The organism is Sphingomonas psychrotolerans (assembly GCF_002796605.1).
In the GTDB taxonomy this organism is placed as follows: Bacteria; Pseudomonadota; Alphaproteobacteria; order Sphingomonadales; family Sphingomonadaceae; genus Sphingomonas; species Sphingomonas psychrotolerans.
Genome location: NZ_CP024923.1, coordinates 2,897,273 through 2,913,992, shown reverse-complemented (window position 1 = coordinate 2,913,992; position 16,720 = coordinate 2,897,273). Strand labels below are relative to the sequence as shown.

General features: G+C 66.1%; 16 protein-coding genes, 1 pseudogene and 1 riboswitch. Of the genes and pseudogenes, 7 read left to right on the top strand and 10 right to left on the bottom strand.

The annotated features are described in order from the left end of the window. Positions 1 to 50 precede the first annotated feature (50 nt). From CVN68_RS13090 to CVN68_RS13070, 5 genes and pseudogenes are all read left to right on the top strand, one after another. Positions 51 to 1,852: pseudogene (locus CVN68_RS13090) on the top strand (alpha-amylase family glycosyl hydrolase). Beyond that, entirely contained in the window at positions 1,849 to 3,462 is a 1,614-nt protein-coding gene (locus CVN68_RS13085; protein ID WP_100282601.1) for an alpha-amylase family glycosyl hydrolase, read from the top strand. The pseudogene CVN68_RS13090 and the gene CVN68_RS13085 overlap by 4 nt, the downstream one beginning before the upstream one ends. Before the next feature lie 118 nt (positions 3,463 to 3,580). After that, a complete protein-coding gene (locus tag CVN68_RS13080) occupies positions 3,581 to 4,363 on the top strand; it encodes an N-acetylmuramidase domain-containing protein (protein WP_100282600.1) in 783 nt (260 codons plus the stop codon). A 32-nt stretch (positions 4,364 to 4,395) separates the two neighbouring features. After that, positions 4,396 to 4,476: riboswitch (ZMP/ZTP riboswitch) on the top strand. A gap of 19 nt (positions 4,477 to 4,495) precedes the next feature. Continuing rightward, entirely contained in the window at positions 4,496 to 5,206 is a 711-nt protein-coding gene (locus tag CVN68_RS13075) for a DJ-1/PfpI family protein (RefSeq protein WP_100282599.1), read from the top strand. Between the two features lie 10 nt (positions 5,207 to 5,216). Next, the gene (locus tag CVN68_RS13070; RefSeq protein WP_100282598.1) at positions 5,217 to 6,023 is read left to right on the top strand and encodes an aldo/keto reductase; all 807 of its coding nucleotides are present in this window, start codon (positions 5,217 to 5,219) and stop codon (positions 6,021 to 6,023) included. Here CVN68_RS13070 and CVN68_RS13065 read toward each other — a convergent pair. The 4 genes from CVN68_RS13065 to CVN68_RS13050 form a co-directional block, all read right to left on the bottom strand. Then, entirely contained in the window at positions 6,020 to 7,402 is a 1,383-nt protein-coding gene (locus tag CVN68_RS13065) for a UdgX family uracil-DNA binding protein (RefSeq protein WP_100282597.1), read from the bottom strand. The genes CVN68_RS13070 and CVN68_RS13065 overlap by 4 nt on opposite strands. 102 nt (positions 7,403 to 7,504) lie before the next feature. Further along, entirely contained in the window at positions 7,505 to 8,512 is a 1,008-nt protein-coding gene (locus CVN68_RS13060) for an SO2930 family diheme c-type cytochrome (RefSeq protein WP_100282596.1), read from the bottom strand. Further along, positions 8,509 to 9,696 (bottom strand): parallel beta-helix domain-containing protein, encoded by a 1,188-nt coding sequence (locus CVN68_RS13055; RefSeq protein ID WP_100284392.1) that lies wholly within the window; start codon positions 9,694 to 9,696, stop codon positions 8,509 to 8,511. Before CVN68_RS13055 ends, CVN68_RS13060 begins: the two co-directional genes overlap by 4 nt. Before the next feature lie 61 nt (positions 9,697 to 9,757). Beyond that, positions 9,758 to 10,123: a VOC family protein gene (locus CVN68_RS13050; RefSeq protein ID WP_100284391.1), complete on the bottom strand. Its 366-nt coding sequence runs from the start codon at positions 10,121 to 10,123 to the stop codon at positions 9,758 to 9,760. A 110-nt stretch (positions 10,124 to 10,233) separates the two neighbouring features. On the opposite strand from CVN68_RS13050, the gene CVN68_RS13045 reads away from it, so the two are divergent. Further along, positions 10,234 to 10,713 carry an Lrp/AsnC family transcriptional regulator gene (locus CVN68_RS13045; protein WP_100282595.1) on the top strand — a complete coding sequence of 160 codons (480 nt, stop codon included), beginning with the start codon at positions 10,234 to 10,236 and terminating at the stop codon, positions 10,711 to 10,713. A 3-nt stretch (positions 10,714 to 10,716) separates the two neighbouring features. Here the strand turns inward: CVN68_RS13045 and CVN68_RS13040 are convergent, their stop codons facing one another. Beyond that, positions 10,717 to 11,199, bottom strand: a complete 483-nt coding sequence (locus CVN68_RS13040) for a hemerythrin domain-containing protein (protein ID WP_100282594.1) — start codon at positions 11,197 to 11,199, stop codon at positions 10,717 to 10,719. A 61-nt stretch (positions 11,200 to 11,260) separates the two neighbouring features. Beyond that, complete coding sequence (locus tag CVN68_RS13035) at positions 11,261 to 12,508, bottom strand: putative DNA modification/repair radical SAM protein (RefSeq protein WP_100282593.1); 1,248 nt, start codon at positions 12,506 to 12,508, stop codon at positions 11,261 to 11,263. Positions 12,509 to 12,586: 78 nt separating this feature from the next. Between CVN68_RS13035 and CVN68_RS13030 the strand changes: the two genes are divergently transcribed. Further along, positions 12,587 to 13,837, top strand: coding sequence for a glycosyltransferase 87 family protein (locus CVN68_RS13030; protein ID WP_100282592.1), 1,251 nt, complete (start codon positions 12,587 to 12,589; stop codon positions 13,835 to 13,837). A gap of 32 nt (positions 13,838 to 13,869) precedes the next feature. Here CVN68_RS13030 and CVN68_RS13025 read toward each other — a convergent pair whose 3' ends face one another. From CVN68_RS13025 to CVN68_RS13010, 4 genes are read right to left on the bottom strand one after another with little or no spacing between them, the layout of a single operon-like run. Next, positions 13,870 to 14,274 (bottom strand): hypothetical protein, encoded by a 405-nt coding sequence (locus CVN68_RS13025; protein WP_100282591.1) that lies wholly within the window; start codon positions 14,272 to 14,274, stop codon positions 13,870 to 13,872. 51 nt (positions 14,275 to 14,325) lie between these two features. After that, positions 14,326 to 14,859 carry a demethoxyubiquinone hydroxylase family protein gene (locus CVN68_RS13020; protein WP_100282590.1) on the bottom strand — a complete coding sequence of 178 codons (534 nt, stop codon included), beginning with the start codon at positions 14,857 to 14,859 and terminating at the stop codon, positions 14,326 to 14,328. After that, a complete protein-coding gene (locus tag CVN68_RS13015; protein ID WP_100282589.1) occupies positions 14,856 to 15,338 on the bottom strand; it encodes a disulfide bond formation protein B in 483 nt (160 codons plus the stop codon). Before CVN68_RS13015 ends, CVN68_RS13020 begins: the two co-directional genes overlap by 4 nt. Before the next feature lie 3 nt (positions 15,339 to 15,341). Then, a complete protein-coding gene (locus CVN68_RS13010) occupies positions 15,342 to 16,673 on the bottom strand; it encodes a S41 family peptidase (protein ID WP_100284390.1) in 1,332 nt (443 codons plus the stop codon). Between the last annotated feature and the right edge of the window lie 47 nt (positions 16,674 to 16,720).

The window sequence follows — 16,720 nt, the reverse complement described above, 5'->3', positions numbered from 1 at the left end:
CCCAATCGCCGCCCCGCCACCGCGGCGGGCGGCCAGTCGAGAGTTGACCGATGCGTAAGCTGCGCCTTTCCACGCCCCTGCTGCTCGCCATATCGGTGCTGTCGGCGCCCGCCGTGGCGCAGAGCTATCGCGATCGGCTGCCCGAGGACGAGATCCTCTATTTCCTGCTGCCCGACCGGTTCGAGAACGGCGACCCCGGCAACGATCGCGGCGGGTTGAAGGGCGATCGGCTGGTCACCGGGTTCGACCCGACCCATAAGGGCTTCTTCCATGGCGGCGACCTTGCGGGGCTGACCCGGCGGCTCGATTATATCGACGCGCTCGGCGCGACTGCGATCTGGGTCGGTCCGATCTTCAGGAACAAGCCGGTGCAGGGGCCGGCGGGGCAGGAATCGGCGGGGTATCATGGCTATTGGGTGACCGATTTCACCCAGGTCGATCCGCATTTCGGCACCAATGCCGAGTTCAAGGCGCTGGTCGATGCGGCGCATGCCCGCGGCATCAAGGTCTATATGGACATCATCGCCAACCACACGGCGGACGTGATCCAGTATCGCGAGTGCGGGGGCTGCGACTATCGCAGCCGCGCCGATTATCCCTATGGCCGCAAGGGGGGCGTCGCGGGCGAGGCGATCAATCCCGGCTTCGCGGGCGATCAGCTCCAGAACCCTGAGAATTTCGCGCGGCTGACGCGCCCGGACTTTGCTTATACGCCGTTCGTCCCCCGGCCGGGAAGGACGTGAAAGTCCCCGCGTGGCTCAACGATCCGATCTATTACCATAATCGCGGCAACTCGACCTTTGCCGGCGAGAGTTCGCTGCTCGGCGACTTCGCCGGGCTCGACGATCTGATGACCGAGAATCCTCGGGTGATCGCGGGGATGATCGAGATATTCGGAAGCTGGATCGATCGCTTCGGGATCGACGGCTTCCGCATCGATACCGCGCGCCACGTGAACCCCGAATTCTGGGCCGCCTTCGTCCCCGCGATGCAGGCGCGCGCCAAGGCGAAGGGCACCGCCCATTTCCACATCTTCGGCGAGGTCGCCGATCCCGACCCCTCGGCGCTCGCGCGGCACACCCGCGTCGATCGGCTGCCCGCGGTGCTCGACTTTGCCTTCGCGCGCGCGGCCAACGCAGTGAGCGCGGGTGAGGTGGGGACCGATCGGCTCGCGACGGTGTTCGCCGCCGATCCGCTCTACGAAGGCGGCGAGGTGACCGCGCGGCGGCTCCCGACTTTCCTCGGCAACCACGATCAGGGCCGCGCCGCCTATTTCATCCGCAAGGCCAATCCGCAGGCCAGTGCACAGGAACTGCTCGCGCGCGATCGGCTCGGCCATGCGATGCTGCTGCTCCTGCGCGGGGTGCCGACGATCTATTCGGGTGATGAGCAGGGTTTCATCGGCGACGGCGACGACCAGAATGCCCGCGAGGACATGTTCGCCAGTCAGGTCGCGATCTATAACGACAACCGGCAGCTTGGCACCGACAGGACCAACGCCATCGCGAGCTTCGACACCGGGCACCCGCTGTTTCGCGAGATCGCCACGCTTTCGAAGCTGCGCCGCGCCCATCCGGCGCTGACTCGCGGCCGGCAGATCACCCGCTTCGCCGGCGACAAGCCCGGGCTGTTCGCGGTGTCGCGCTTCGATCCCGCCACCGGTGCCGAGATCCTGATCGCGTTCAATTCGAGCCCGCAGCCCTGGACCGGCAATGTGCAGGTCGAGGTTGGCTCGACGGCATTCACCGCGCTTGCCGGTGCCTGCCTCGCCAAGGCCGCGGCGCCCGGCAGCCTCACCCTCTCTTTGCCCGCTTTCGGCTATGCCGTCTGCGCCGCCGGAAAGCCGCAATGAACGAGAAGCTCGCCCGCCAGCTCGATATAGATGCGCGTGAATGGTGGCGCGGATCGGTGATCTACCAGATCTATCCGCGTAGCTTCGCCGATTCGAACGGCGACGGAGTGGGTGATCTCGCCGGAGTCACTGCGCATCTCGATCATGTCGCATCGCTCGGCGTCGACGCGGTGTGGCTGTCCCCGTTCTTCACCTCGCCGATGGCCGATTTCGGCTACGACATCGCCGATTTCTGCGACGTCGACCCGATCTTCGGCACGCTTGCCGATTTCGACGCGCTGATCGCCCGCGCGCACCAGCTTGGACTGCGCGTAATCATCGATCAGGTCTATTCGCACAGCTCGGATCAGCATGCCTGGTTCAGGCAGAGCCGCGAGAGCCGAAGCAATCCCAAGGCCGACTGGTATGTCTGGGCCGACGCAAAGCCCGACGGCAGCCCGCCCAACAACTGGCAATCGGTATTCGGCGGCCCCGCATGGACATGGGACGCGCGCCGCGGCCAATATTATCTGCATAATTTCCTGCGCGAGCAGCCCGACCTCAATTTCCACAACGCGCAAGTCCAGGACGCGGCGCTGGCAATCGCCCGCTTCTGGTTCGAGCGCGGCGTCGACGGCTTCCGGCTCGACGCAATCAACTTCACGATGCACGATCCCGCGCTGCGCGATAACCCGCCAGCGCCCGACACCGGCACGCCGCGCACTCGCTCGTTCGATTTCCAGCAGCATATCTACAATCAAAGCCACGAGGATATTCCTCGCTTCCTCGAGAAATTGCGCCAGCTGGCGGACGGCTTTGGCGGTCGCTTCACCGTGGCCGAAGTCGGCGGCCCCGCGCCCGAGCCCGAAATGCATCTGTTCACCGAAGGCGATACGCGGCTCAACAGCGCCTATGGCTTCAACTTCCTCTACGCCGATCGGCTGACCCCGGCGCTGGTCCAGGGCGCGGTCGAAGGATGGCCGGACGCTCCGGGAATCGGCTGGCCGAGTTGGGCCTTCGAGAATCACGACGCGCCCCGCGCAATCTCGCGCTGGATCGGCCCTGCACATCGCGACGCTTTCGCCCGGCTCAAGATGCTGCTGCTGCTGTCGCTGCGTGGCAACGCGTTCCTTTATTATGGCGAGGAACTCGGTCTCACCCAGGTCGAGATCGGCTTCGAACATCTCCGCGATCCGGAGGCGATCGCGAATTGGCCGCTGACCCTCAGCCGCGATGGCGCGCGCACCCCGATGCCGTGGTCCGCCGATGCGCCGCAGCTCGGCTTTACCCGGGGCCAGCCATGGCTGCCGATCGGTCCCGATCATGCCGCGCTGGCGGTCGACCGGCAGGAAGCCGATCCGCACTCGCTGCTCAACCTCACCCGGCGGCTGATCGCGCTGCGCCATTCGAGCCCCGCGCTGATGACCGGATCGATCGCGATCCGCGAGGCCGGCGAGGCGCTGCTGATCTTCGAGCGCAAGGCGCCCGGCCAGACTCTGCTGTGCGCCTTCAATCTCGGCGAACGGGCGGTCGCACTGCCGGAGCATGTGCGGGGCCGGCATATTCTTCAGACAGTCAACGGCGCCACATCTTCCCGGCTGCCCCCCTTCGCCGGGCTGATCGCCGAATAGCCAATTTGCCTCAGCGGCGGCGGTGACATAGAATAGCTGCAGGGATTCGCATCTCTCCGGAAACTGCCGGCAACATATGGTCGCAGAGCCTGTTTGCCCCCAGTTCCAGGAGTTAGCGATGCCCGAATTTACCGGACCGGCGACCCCATTCAGTCAGGACGCCATCGAAGAGGCGGCCGACGATATCGGCTGCGACGTCGCCGCCGTCAAAGCCGTGATCGACGTGGAGAGCCGCGGCGGCTTTCTGGCCGATACCCGCCCCAAGATCCTCTTCGAGCGCCACGTGTTCAGCAAGCGCACCGGCGGCAGGTTCGATCCGTCGAACCCCGACATCTCGTCGCGTACGCCCGGCGGCTACAAGGGCGGCGCCGCCGAATATGACCGCCTTGGCGAGGCGATCGCGCTGGATCGCAAGGCGGCGCTCGAATCGGCGAGCTGGGGCGCGTTCCAGATCATGGGCTATCATCACGATTCGCTCGGCATGCCCGATGTCGAGGATTTCTGCCGCGCCATGTGCAATTCCGAGGACGACCATCTCGCCGCCTTCGTCCGTTTCGTGAAGCTCAACAATCTCGACGACGAACTCTGTCGGCGCGATTGGGCGGGGTTCGCCCGCGGCTATAACGGCCCCGCCTTTCTCAAGAACCGTTACGATACCAAGCTCGCCGCCGCCTATACGGTGCACGCGATTTCGCCGCCGCGCACCGACACTATCCAGCGCACGCTCAAGATGGGCGACGATGGTCCCGACGTCGCATTGCTCCAGAAGAAGCTCAGCCTCGTCGCCGACGGTGATTTCGGCCCGGCGACCAAGGCGGCGGTGATCGCCTTCCAGAAGAAGCGCGGCCTGGGGTCTGACGGGATCGTCGGCACGAAGACCCGGCAGGCGCTCGGGCTCTGAGATTGCCCGCCGCGCGGGTGCGGCTTATGGTGCCGCATCCGCGTGACTGGCGACCGGGATGGAGCACCATCGGGAAGCGCGGATGGAATCGCCGCATCGCCTGGGCACCCTCTCTTGTCGCCGGAGGAATCCATGCCCGAAACCGCACCGCTCCATATCGCCTTCCTGCTCTATCCCGACGTGACCCAGCTCGATCTGACCGGCCCGGCGCAAGTGCTCTCGCGCCTCGGCAATGTTCGGCTCGATCTGGTCGCAAAGACGCGTGAACCGGTGCAGACCGACGCCCAGTTCACGTTACTTCCCACTGCCAGCTTCGCCGAGGTCCGGCGCACCGACATCCTCTGCGTCCCCGGCGGCTTCGGCACCGTGGCGGTGATGGAGGATGCGGAGACGCTCGCCTGGGTGCGGCAGGTCGCCGATACGGCGCAATGGGTAACCAGCGTCTGCACCGGCTCGCTGATCCTCGCCGCGGCGGGGCTTCTCACCGGTTATCGCGCCGCCTGCCATTGGGCGTCGCGCGAGCAGCTGACCTGGTTCGGCGCCGAACCCGTTGCCGAACGCGTCGTCTTCGATCGCAACCGCGTCAGCGGCGGCGGCGTCACCGCGGGGATCGATTTCGCGCTGGCACTGACGGCGGCGATCCGCGGGGAGGCGCATGCGAAATTCGTCCAGCTCAGCCTCGAATATGATCCGGCGCCGCCGTTCGACAGCGGCTCACCCGAACGCGCCGACGCCGCCACGATCGCGCGCTATCGGGCGATGGTCGACAAGTTCGCGCCGGGCCGCGCCGACAAGGTACGGGCCATCGCGGAGCGACTGGCGCACGCGGCGCCGCCCCGCTAGGTCGCGCTTCATGCCCGATATCCTGACGATGAACGACGGCCGCACGATCCCCGCGATCGGCTTCGGCACCTATCTCGTACCAAACGACGATGCGGCCCGGATTACCCGCGAGGCGGTCGATGTCGGCTACACTCTTGCCGACACCGCCGCTTTTTACGGCAACGAGCGCGGAGTCGCCGAAGGGTTGGGCGGGCGCGACCAGATCTTTCTCACTACCAAGCTATGGCGCGACGACATGGGCTATGATGCCGCGCTGCGGGCGTTCGAACGGAGCCTCGAAAATTTGGGGCGGGAGAGCATCGATCTCTATCTGATCCATTGGCCGATGCCGGGGCTCGGCAAATATGTCGACACCTGGAAGGCGCTGGTCCGCCTGCGCGAGGAGGGACGGGCAAAGTCGATCGGGGTCTCGAACTTCTCGCCCGATCATTTGCAGGCGATCATCGACGCGACCGGCACGGTCCCCGCGCTCAACCAGATCGAACTCCATCCCGGCTTCCAGCAGCGCGCGCTGCGCGAATTCCACGCCGCGCACGGCATCCTTGCCCAGAGCTGGGCACCGCTGAGCCAAGGGACCCTGCTCGCCGATCCCGCGATCCTCCGCATTGCCGAGGCGCGCGGCTGCACGCCCGCACAGGCGATTCTTGCCTGGCACCGGCACCACGGACTGGCGGTGATCCCCAAGGCATCCTCGCGCGATCGGCTTGCCGCCAACCTTGCCGCCGACACGGTGCGGCTCGAGGCGGAAGACATCGCGGCGATCGACGCGCTCGACGATCCCGCGGGCCGGCTGGGGCCGGATCCCGACCAGTTCTAGCCCAGCGCCTTCGCCGCGCCCTTCAGATCCTCGACGAACGCCGCGAATTCTTCCTCGGCGCGGCTCTTGTCGGGCATGCGCAGCAGGAAGCTCGGGTGGATCGTCACCCAGCCAAGTCCGCCCTCGGTCAGTTCGATCGCCTTCCCGCGCGTGCCGCTGATCGTCACGACCTTGCCCAGCATCTGCCGCGCCGCGGTCGCGCCGAGCGCCACGGTCATCTCGGGTTTCACCAGCAGCCGCTCCTGTTCGTACCACCAGCGGCACGCGCTGATCTCGCCCGCATCGGGTTTGGCGTGAATGCGCCGTTTGCCGCGTGGCTCGAACTTGAAGTGCTTGACGGCATTGGTGACGTAGACGCCAGCGCGGTCGATCCCCGCCGCACCGATCGCCCGGTCGAATATCTGCCCCGCCGGCCCGACGAACGGCCGCCCGGCAATATCCTCCTGATCGCCCGGCTGCTCGCCGACGAACATCATCCGCGCGTCGACCGGACCTTCGCCGAACACGGTCTGGGTCGCATGCTTGTAGAGGTGGCAGCGGGTGCAGCCTGCCGCCTCTTCGCGCAGCTTTTGCCATGCCGCCGCGATATTGCCGCCGATCGCCGACCGTGCCTTTGCCACCATGCCTGTCTCCCGCTGGCGCGCCGTCGCGACCAGTTCCTTGACCAACGCGGTCTCGGGCATGTTTTTCCAATATTTGCGCGGCATCTCCTTGAGCATCATGCCCGTTTTCAATCGCGCGGGATTGAAGATCGACGCGTAATAGGTCTTCCAGACATCCTCGACCGGGTCGTCGCCCGGGGCATCGGCTTTGGTGGCGCCCGGCCCTTCGGCGAGCGTCTCACCGTCCCAGTGGAGCGCGCGCGCGGGAGTCAGGATCGACCAGCGCATATTGGCGAAGCGATCGACGAAGAATCGGGCATTGGCGCGGACGATATGATGCTCGGGCTCGAACCACGCGACGTAGCGCTCGCCTTGATCGTCGTGAACCTCGCGGAAGCGCAGGAAGGCGCGCATCTTGTGCACGTCGCGGCGTACCGCCTTGGCCATTTCCTCGAGCCGCTGGACCAGTGGATCGGCCGCGTCGTCGATCCGGCGCGGCGTGGCAATCAGCCCGGCGAGCAAGGTGTAGAGCAAGGCGAAGCGCTGCGGATCCGAATGCAGCACAACGGTCTGGGCGAGATCGAGGAATGTGCGCGGGACGCGAAAGGCGGTGGGAGCGGCGGGGACGAGCACGGCTTCGTCGCCGAACAGATCGGTGGCGGCATTGCCGACCTGCCAGACGATTTCGGACGGCGGCACCCGCCCCTGGGCGAGCGCCCGCGCCGAATCACGCCAGCCTTCGAAATCATCTTCGTCCGCCAAATGTACGACGCGCAATCCGGTTTCTCCCTTCCGCGTGTTCCTGCGGAAGCAGGAACCCAGGGTCCAGAGCGGATCGCTTGCGGTCCTGGGCTCCTGCTTTCGCAGGAGCACAAACCCTCAACGCCTGGGCATGGACTCGATCCACTCCCGCAGCAGCTTGACCCCCTCGGCGTGCACCGTCGCCCGCCCCAGCTCGGGCATGGCGATGCCTGGGTCCACGCTCTCCATCCGGTAGATCAGGATCGAGGCGTCGGGATCGCCCGGCTGAATCGCAAATTCGCGCCCGCCGCTGCCGCGCCCTGCTGCCACCGGGCGCTTGCGGATGCCGAGCGCAGTCGGATCGTTCCGCCGCCAGTCGAGGAAGAGTCCCGAGTTCGAAGCGGCGCCGGCGGGGTTGTGGCAATGCGCGCAGTTGATCTCGAGATAGGCCCGCGCCCGGTCCTCGAGCTTCGCCGGGGGATCGTCCCACCGCGCGATATGCGGCGCATCCGCCGGGAGCCGGTCGAGCATCCCGGCGGCGAGCAGTTTTTCGAGCTGGCCCTTGTGGTTGAGATAGCGCGCCTTCACTCCGATCGGCGCGATCGCGCCTGAAAGCGCGTGGCAATCCTTGCACTGGTTCTGGTTCGGCACTGCATAGCTGATCGAGCGCGGCTTGCCGGCGGGATCGGTGAATTCCACCGGGATGCGCGTGCCGGCGCGCTTGAGCAATGCGTCGGTCCCCTCTGTGTTCCAGACATAGGGCAGGGCAACCCAGCCGCGCGCGCGCCGCAGCAGCAGCCGCGTTTCGAGGGGTTTGAACTTGCCCGCTTGGCGGTAGCCGAAGGTCTTGATGATCGCGCTGCCGACAGGAAGGTCGAACGCCGCATCCTCCGCATAGCGCGCCTTCAATCCTGCAGGCACGTAGAGGTAGCGGTGCTTGGCTGCGTAATCGGAGAAGAGTGGCGTCTCGAGATCATAGGCGATCACCCGCGCCGCTGGCACCTCCCCGGCGAGGTCGGTGAAGAAGCCGTAGTCGGAGAGCTTCGTCGGCAGTCCCTCGCCGGTGATCGCCGCATCGTCGACTGCCGCCGGCCGCCCGGCGAACGCCGCGCAGAACAGCAGCATCGCCGCGGCGAGCGCCTTCACTTCGCCGCCGCCTCCATCGCTGCGGGCAGCACCACTGCCGTCGGCATCGGCGCTTGCGCGCCCTTGAGCTCCACCGGCGCGGGCTGTGCGGTATCGAGCGGCGCGCCTTGCTTCAGCCCCATGCTCAGCACCGGCACGCCGTCGCTGACGCGCAAGGAGTTGGCATCGCCGCTGCCGTCCCACAGCACCGGCGGGATCATGCCGCCGAGCGCTGCGGCGAGCTGGGCGCCACCCGGGAAGCCCGGCGCATAGCCGGCGCGGCCATGCCGGTTGCCGCTGACCATGATCCGCGTCGGCACCGGCTTGAATTTGGCGTCGTCATAACTCTGCCGGTATGCCGTGATCATCACGTTGGCAGTGGCGTTGCCCGACAAGTCGTTGCGGAAGACATGGACATTGTCGTTGGCCATGATCAGCACCCCGGTGCCGGCGGGCACGGTCGCGACGATATTGCCCTTCGGCGCGAAATTGGCCTGATTGTTGTCGATCACCTTGTTCTCGAACACGCGCACCTCGCCGCCGCCCATCTTGGGCAGGCTCGGCATGTCGAACACCAGAATCCCGCCGGTATTGCCGGTCGCGAGATTGTGGAAGACGTCGGCATGGCGGCTGTTCTCGATCTCGATCCCGGCGACGTTGCCCGACACCTTCGAGTTGCGCACGACGATCTGCTCGGACTGGCCGACATAGATGCCGGCATCCGATGCGCCCTTCACTTCGACGCCGTCGATCAGGATCGTCGTGCTCGACACCGGATAGACGCCATATGCGCCGTTGGTCTCCTTTGGCCCGCCGGTCCATTCGACGCGGATGTGCTTGTAGACGATCCGGTCGGCGCCCTTGGACTTTATCCCGTCGCCTTTGCTGTCCTCGACCGCGAAGTCGCGCAGCACCACGTCGTCGGACGTGACCAACAGTCCCTCGCCGGCGCCGAGCTGGCCCTTGAAGCTGAGGACGGTCTTGTCGGGTCCCGCGCCGCGCACCGTGACGCGGTCCACGTCGAGCGACAGGCCGTCGGTGAGATCGAAGCGGCCCGCGCCGATCCGGACGATGCTGCCGGGCTTCGCCTCGATCAATGCGGTCTGGAGCCGCTCCTGCGCGTCGGGTCCCGGCTCCACCGTCACCGTCTGCGCCGCCGCCGGGCTGGCGGCGAACAGGGCGGCAAGCGTCCAATATCGCGGCATCATGCTCTCCCTCCTGTCTTTTCGGGCATGATACGTAAGGCGCGGCGAATTGACAGCCTTGTTAATTAGCCGGTTCGGCCTTGTGGCAGACGAACTCGATCAGCCGCCCATCGGGGTCGCGGAGATAGCCGGCATAATAATCGGGGTGGATGTGCGGCGCGAGCCCGGGCGCGCGATCGAGGGTGAGCCGGGCCGCGCGCGCGGCGTCGTAGATGCGGTCGACGGTCGCGCGATCGGGCACGGTGAAGGCGAAATGAAGCTTCGACGGCTCGCCCTCGACGAGGAAGAGGTCGAGCGCATCCTCGTTGCCGAAGCCCTTCGCGAGGCTGTCGACCTTCTGGACATAGCCGAGCGGGCCGAGCGCCCTGGCGTAGAAGCGTAGGCTCTCGGCCATGCGCGCAGTGTAGATCTCGATATGGTCGATCATGCGGGTCTCCTCGTTCCAGACGAAGAGATAGGGCGCTTTCCCGCGTAGTTTCGGCAAAAGGACGCGGCGAAATGCAGTATTTCGGCGAAGATCGGCGCTAGGGTGCCTCTATGCCTCGCCCCAACCTCGATACCTTCGATCGCAAGCTGCTCACGCTGGTCCAGCGCGACGCGAGCCGCGGTGCCGACGCCCTCGCCGCGGAAGTCGGCCTCTCGCCGTCGGCAGTGCTGCGCCGCCTCAAGCGCCTGCGCGAGGACGGCGTGATCGTCGCCACCGCCGCAATCCTCGATCCGCTCAAGGTGGGGAAACCCAATTTCTTCCTCGCCGCGCTCGAGATCGAGCGCGAACGGCCCGAGCACATCGCGCGGCTGCGCCAATGGCTCGCGGCCGAGGAATGGGTCCAGCAGATCTATTACGTCACCGGCACCGCCGACTTCGTGCTGGTCGTCGTCGCGCCCGATGTCGGTGCCTATGACGCGCTGATGAGCCGGCTGATGGCCGACAATCCCAATGTCCGCCGCTTCACCACCAATGTTGCGTTGGGCGTCGGCAAGCGCAGCCTGTTCGTGCCGGTGGAGCCGGCCGACTGACGCCTATTCGCGCTCGTCGCCAGGCCCATTTTCCTCGGCGCGCTCCAGTTCCTTCGGCTTGCGCTCCTCGAACACGCGCGCGAGCTTCTCCTCGACTTCGGCGGAGAGGCGCTTCGTGGCTGCGGGGAACATGTCTTCCTCTTCTTCGTCGATATGATGCTCGTAGCGGTGGCGCATCTCGCCGAACTTCTCGTCCCAGTCCGACGAGCCGAATTCGAGTTCCATCAGCTCGCCAAGGAAATCATCGACTTCCTTGTGTTCGGAGACCGAATGGCGCGCATCTTCGCGCAGTTCGGGATCGGCCAGCATCGTCGCGTAGAGCGATTCCTCCTCGGCCGCGGCATGCGCCTGCAGCTCGAGCCGCAGGGTTTCGAAGGCATCGCGGCGCGAATCGTCGGTACCGGAATCGTCGCCGACGCGCTTGAGCAGCGCGCGCTGGCGGTCGTGATCGGCTTTGAGGTCCTCGAAAATGCGGGCATCGGTCATGAAAGTCTCCTTCGCGGCTCCAACCGGCGAAACGAGGCCTTGTTTCAGCCGCGACTCATTCTCAGGCGGCGAACAGCTCGAATTGCTCGCGCTTCGGCGCGACCAGGGCGCGCAGATCGGCGCGGTCGGCGAGCGCCACCGGGCGCCAGTCCTCGGCGACGAGGAACGGGCGAACCTTGGTGATCGAGGCAGTTAGCCGCGCCACATCGGCGAGCCGCAGCCGCCGCCAGCGCCGCGTCGCGAGGATCGCATCGACTGCCTTCACGCCCAGCCCCGGCACCCGCAACAGCGCCTCGCGCGGGGCGCGGTTGACGTCGACCGGAAAGCGCTCGCGAAACCGCAGCGCCCAAGCGAGTTTGGGATCCATGTCGAGCGGCAGCATGCCCGTAGCCGGATCGGCGGCCTCGGCGACTTCCCGCGGATGATAGTCATAGAAGCGCATCAGCCAGTCGGACTGGTAGAGCCGGTGCTCGCGCATCAGTGGCGGGCGCTGGAGCGGGAGAACGGCGCTGGCATCCGGGATCGGACTGAACGCCGAGTAATAGACCCGACGCAGCTTGAACCGATCATACAACCCCGCGGCGCGGGTGATGATGTCGCCATCGTTCGCCGCATCGGCGCCGACGATCATCTGGGTCGATTGGCCGGCCGGTGCAAATTTCGGCGCCGACTTGTAGCGCTTGCCGGCATCTCCCGTGTCGTCGATCGCCGTGCGCACATCGCGCATTGCACCTTCGATCCGCATCGCCGATTTTTCCGGCGCAAGCCGCGTCAGCCCGGCGACGGTGGGCAGTTCGACGTTGATCGAGACGCGATCGGCATACAGTCCCGCCTGGTGGACCAACTCGGGCTCGGCGTCGGGAATCGTCTTCAAATGGATATAGCCGCGAAAATCATGCACTTCGCGCAGCAGCTGTGCGACGCGGACGATCTGCTCCATCGTGTAGTCGGACGAGCGGATGATCCCCGAGGACAGGAACAGCCCCTCGATATAATTGCGCTTGTAGAAACTCAGCGTGAGGTCGACGACTTCCTCGGCGGTGAAGCGCGCGCGGCGGACGTTCGAACTCTTGCGGTTGATGCAATAATGGCAATCGAACACGCAGCTGTTCGTCAGCAGGATCTTGAGCAGGCTGATGCAGCGACCATCGGGCGCATAGGCGTGACAGATCCCCATCCCCTCGGTCGAACCCACGCCCTTGCCGCCCACGGAACTGCGTTTTGCCGTACCCGAGGATGCGCAGGACGCGTCGTATTTGGCCGCGTCGGCAAGGATCGCCAGCTTCGTACGAAGGTCGAGTTGTGCCATATGTTCTATCTATGTTCCTGTATTGCTTGAGTCCAGCGATGATGGACGCCATTCATCGCAGCGGATAAGCAGCCCGCCATGGGCTGGGCTCTTCCGCGCGATGTGAACTGGCGGCTGGCGGCGCTCTGGCTCGCGCTGGCCGCGACCTGCAGCGCCGGCTGGCTGTTCAAGGCGCATTGCGTGCCCGGCGGCTGGACCGAGGCCGAGCAATACACCACTGGCTGCTACAACGACGTGATGCCGTTCTGGCATGGCCGCGCGGTCGCCGATGGCAAGATCCCCTATTTTCAGACCCGGATGGAATATCCGGTGCTCACCGGCGCGCAGATCTGGGCCGAGGGCAGCGCCACCCGGCTGCTGTTCGGCAAGCGCGCACGCGACTGGCATTTCCTCGGCGTGGTGGTGATCGCCAACGCCTTGCTTGCCGCTTTGGTGCTGAAGTGGTTTCTGGCCGCCGGAATGGACACGCGGCGCCTGTGGGGCTGGGCGCTGGCGCCGCCGCTGATCCTCTATGTCGGGCACAATTGGGACATGGCCGCGACCGCGCTGGCTGTCGGCGCGATGCTGCTCGCGCGGGAAGGCCGGCTGGTGCCGGCGGCCGCGGCGGCGGGGCTGGGCACGGCGGCGAAGCTGTTTCCGGTGCTCGCGCTGCCGATGATTGGGCTCAGCGCATTGTTCGGCGATTCCCGGCCGTGGCGGCAGCGGCTGCTCCGTGCCGCCGCCTTGTCCGCAGCCGCGATCGGCGCATGGGCATTGGTCAATCTGCCGGTGGCGCTGCTCGCCCATGAGAATTGGAGCGAATTCTATCGTTTCTCGCAAGAGCGGCAGGGCACGGCCGGGGCGACTTGGGACGTCCTCGCGAACATGGGCTGGTGGTTCACAGGGATCGAGGAGCGCAATCGCTACGCGGCGATTGCCTTTGTCGTCGGGTTCGCGCTGATCGTCGGACTCGGCTGGCGCAGGCACCAAGGGCACCTGTGGGTGCTGTTCACGCCGGTGCTTGCGTGGTTCATGCTCACCAACAAAGTCTATTCGCCGCAATTCGACTTGTGGCTCTATCCGCTGTTGCTGATGACCGCGCCGCGCCTGTGGCCGGTGGCGCTTTTCGTGCTGGGCGGCATCGCCGCCTTCTTCGCCGAATTCTGGTGGTTCGCGGGGATGGAGCATGCCTGGCCGGCGACGACGACCGGCCAGATCGCCATCGCCGCGGGGTTCCGCGCCGCGGTGATGCTGTGGATCATCGGCGAGTGTGTGCTGCGGGCGCCGCCGGCGTGGCTGGCATCGTCATTCCGACGAAAGCCGGGATCTCTGGGGGCAAGCGAGGCTTGAGATCCTGGCTTTTGCCGGGATGACGGGTTTTTTCAAGGCAGCGGCAGGTCGGTCTGCTCCTGGCGGCGCGCGTTTGATTCGGCGCGTGCCCGCGTCGCCTGGCGCACGAAGCAGCCGGTCTGGCCGCCCGGGCCGACGGTCGAGCAGCTGCCGGTGCCCATCCGCCCCGCATCGAGCGCATCCTCCGAACGCACTGCCCAGCTCTCGCTCGCCTGCGGCCGGCCGGGCTGCTGGCGCAAATTCTGGGGGATGCGGAAGCGTTCGGCCTCGTCGAGCCGCTGGCAAACGACGATCTCCTCGCCATTGTCGTTGGTCGGGCACTTGTCGTCGCCATAGATCAGCAGAACGCCGTTCTGCGCGGCGTTCTGCGCTTGCGCGGCCGGCACCAGCAAGGGCGCCGCGGCCAATCCCGCCATGATCACGATCCGCTTGAGCATCCTGCCTTCTCCTCGCGCATGGTCTGGCGCTTCAACGCTGAACCGGGGCTGTCATATCCGTTTCGAGATCGCAATGGCAGCACGGCAGCCCAGCCGGACCAATCCGGACAAAAGCGGATAGCCGATCGCGGTCTCCGCGCCATGCGCCAAAGCGGTGTCGCGATGCTCGAGTTCTTCCTCGCGAAACTCGGCCACCGCGTGGCTCAGCTCGGGATCGCTGTCGCCCAGTTCGGCGAGCTGGCGCTGATAATGGATATCGATCTCGGTTTCGACTGCGGCGGTACAGGCCATTGCGGCAGCCGGGCCGATCGCCGCGGTGACTGCGCCCAACGCGAAGCCGGCGACGTTCCAGAAGGGCTGCAGCGCGGTCGGGCGCACCCCGCGCCGCGCGATCATCGCGTCGAAAAAGGCGCGGTGGCGCTCTTCCTGATTGGCCATGCCGTTGATCATCCGCGCGGCGGAGGTGCGGTCACCCATCACTGCGAGCTGGCCGCCATAGATGCGCGTCGCGCCATATTCGCCGGCTTGATCCACGCGGATCATTGCGTGGGTCCCTTCGCGGCGATCTCCGGGTTTCCAGCTCATCGGCGGGCTCTCCGCGGTGCCAGCGCGAAGATCGCCACTGCGCCGCCGAGCGACAGGATCGCGTTGAAGCCGGCGAGACTGATTCCGAACAGCGTCCATTGCGGTACGTCACAACGCACGAGCGGGCGGCGAAGTGCCTGATTGAGCAGGTCCATCGCGTCGCCGGTGCCGATCGGCGCGGTGCAGGCGGTGATTCCCTGCCACCAATGATATTCGACGCCGGCGTGGAACACCCCGATCGTCCCGCTGACCGCGATCAGCACGCCTGCGAACAGCACGAACAGCATCTGCGCCGGGCGGGCGAGCGGCGCGAACGACAGCACTGCGACAGGTACGGCTGCGTAGTGCGGCCAGCGCTGCCAATGGCACATCTCGCACGGCACCAGCCCGAGCAACTGCGATCCCCATGCGCCGGCGAGCAAAGCGGCCGGCAGCAGGAGCGCGATCAGCCGCGCGGTGCGGAGCCCATCCCTGTGCATCCCTCAGCGGCCCTTGGTCGCGACCTGGGGCTTGCCGGCCGAGCGCGCGATGGTCTGCAGCGCATAATGGAGCTGGAAATCCTCGATGCCCTGCTTCTTGAGCTGATCGGGCGTGGCCGAGAAGCGCGGATCGGCGCGCGCATCCTGCTCGAGCGTCACGTCGTCGACCTTCTCGGCGTTGATCAAATGCTTGCGCAGATCCGCCTCGCGAATCACGGTGCGGTCCTTGTAGTCGGGATCGGAGATCTGGGGCACGAGCAGGTCGGGCTTGATTCCGCCTTCCTGGACCGAATGGCCCGAAGGCGTGAAATAGCGCGCGGTGGTAAGCCGCAGCGCCGCGCGCGCGCCCATCGGCAGGATCGTCTGCACCGATCCCTTGCCGAAACTGCGCACGCCCATCACCAGCCCGCGATGATGATCCTGCAGCGCGCCGGCGACGATCTCGGAGGCCGAGGCAGTGCCCGAATCGACCAGCACGATCACTGGCAGGCCGCGGGCGAGATCGCCGGGGACCATGGATTCTGCATAATAACGCTCGATGTCGTTCTTCTCGCGGCCGCGCTGCGAGACGATCTCGCCGTGGCCGAGGAACACGTCCGAGACGGCTATCGCCTCGCTCAACAGGCCGCCGCCATTTTCGCGCAGATCGACGACATAGCCGAGCGGCTTGTGCCCGAGCTGTTTGTCGATTGCCTGGATCGCCTTGATCGTGTCGGCGCCGGTCTGGGCGGTGAAGGTGTTGATGTTGATGTAGCCGACGCCGTTCTTGACTTCCCACTTCACCGGCTTTTGCACGATGATCTCGCGGACGAGCGTCATTTGCAGCGGCTTGTCGGCCCCGGGGCGGACGATCGTGAGGTTGATCCGGGTGCCCGGCTGGCCGCGCATCTGCTCGATCGCCTCGTCGAGGCTGCCGCCGACGATGAACTTGCCGTCGATATGCGTGATGAAATCGCCCGACTTGATGCCCGCGCGCGCGGCGGGGGTATCCTCGGTCGGCGCGATCACCTTCACCGCACCTTCCTCCTGCGTCACGGTGAGGCCGAGCCCGCCGTAATTGCCTTCGGTCTGGATCTTGAGATTGTCGAAATCGAGCCCGTCGGCGAAGCTGGAATGCGGATCGAGCGCAGCGAGCATGCCGGCGATCGCGCCCTTGACCAAGGTCTTGTCGTCGACCTTGTCGACATAATTGGCCTTCACCTGGTTGTAGACTTCCATGAACGTGTCGAGTTCGCGGTAGCTGTTGGTGTCGACGCCCGCCATCGCGCCCGAAGCGACAGGAACGAGCGCGAGCGCGCTGACGGCGGCAGTGACCTGAAGGAGCGGACGCAGCATCATACGACTTTCGACAAAAACGACCCGAGTGATTTAGTGCAGGATAA

Coding starts and splice junctions, on each gene's coding strand:
- CVN68_RS13085 (WP_100282601.1), top strand. CDS start 1,849: ATGAACGAGAAGCTCGCCCGCCAGCTCGATATAGATGCGCGTGAATGG.
- CVN68_RS13080 (WP_100282600.1), top strand. CDS start 3,581: ATGCCCGAATTTACCGGACCGGCGACCCCATTCAGTCAGGACGCCATC.
- CVN68_RS13075 (WP_100282599.1), top strand. CDS start 4,496: ATGCCCGAAACCGCACCGCTCCATATCGCCTTCCTGCTCTATCCCGAC.
- CVN68_RS13070 (WP_100282598.1), top strand. CDS start 5,217: ATGCCCGATATCCTGACGATGAACGACGGCCGCACGATCCCCGCGATC.
- CVN68_RS13055 (WP_100284392.1), bottom strand. CDS start 9,696: ATGCCGCGATATTGGACGCTTGCCGCCCTGTTCGCCGCCAGCCCGGCG.
- CVN68_RS13050 (WP_100284391.1), bottom strand. CDS start 10,123: ATGATCGACCATATCGAGATCTACACTGCGCGCATGGCCGAGAGCCTA.
- CVN68_RS13045 (WP_100282595.1), top strand. CDS start 10,234: ATGCCTCGCCCCAACCTCGATACCTTCGATCGCAAGCTGCTCACGCTG.
- CVN68_RS13040 (WP_100282594.1), bottom strand. CDS start 11,199: ATGACCGATGCCCGCATTTTCGAGGACCTCAAAGCCGATCACGACCGC.
- CVN68_RS13035 (WP_100282593.1), bottom strand. CDS start 12,508: ATGGCACAACTCGACCTTCGTACGAAGCTGGCGATCCTTGCCGACGCG.
- CVN68_RS13030 (WP_100282592.1), top strand. CDS start 12,587: ATGGGCTGGGCTCTTCCGCGCGATGTGAACTGGCGGCTGGCGGCGCTC.
- CVN68_RS13025 (WP_100282591.1), bottom strand. CDS start 14,274: ATGCTCAAGCGGATCGTGATCATGGCGGGATTGGCCGCGGCGCCCTTG.
- CVN68_RS13020 (WP_100282590.1), bottom strand. CDS start 14,859: ATGAGCTGGAAACCCGGAGATCGCCGCGAAGGGACCCACGCAATGATC.
- CVN68_RS13015 (WP_100282589.1), bottom strand. CDS start 15,338: ATGCACAGGGATGGGCTCCGCACCGCGCGGCTGATCGCGCTCCTGCTG.
- CVN68_RS13010 (WP_100284390.1), bottom strand. CDS start 16,673: ATGCTGCGTCCGCTCCTTCAGGTCACTGCCGCCGTCAGCGCGCTCGCG.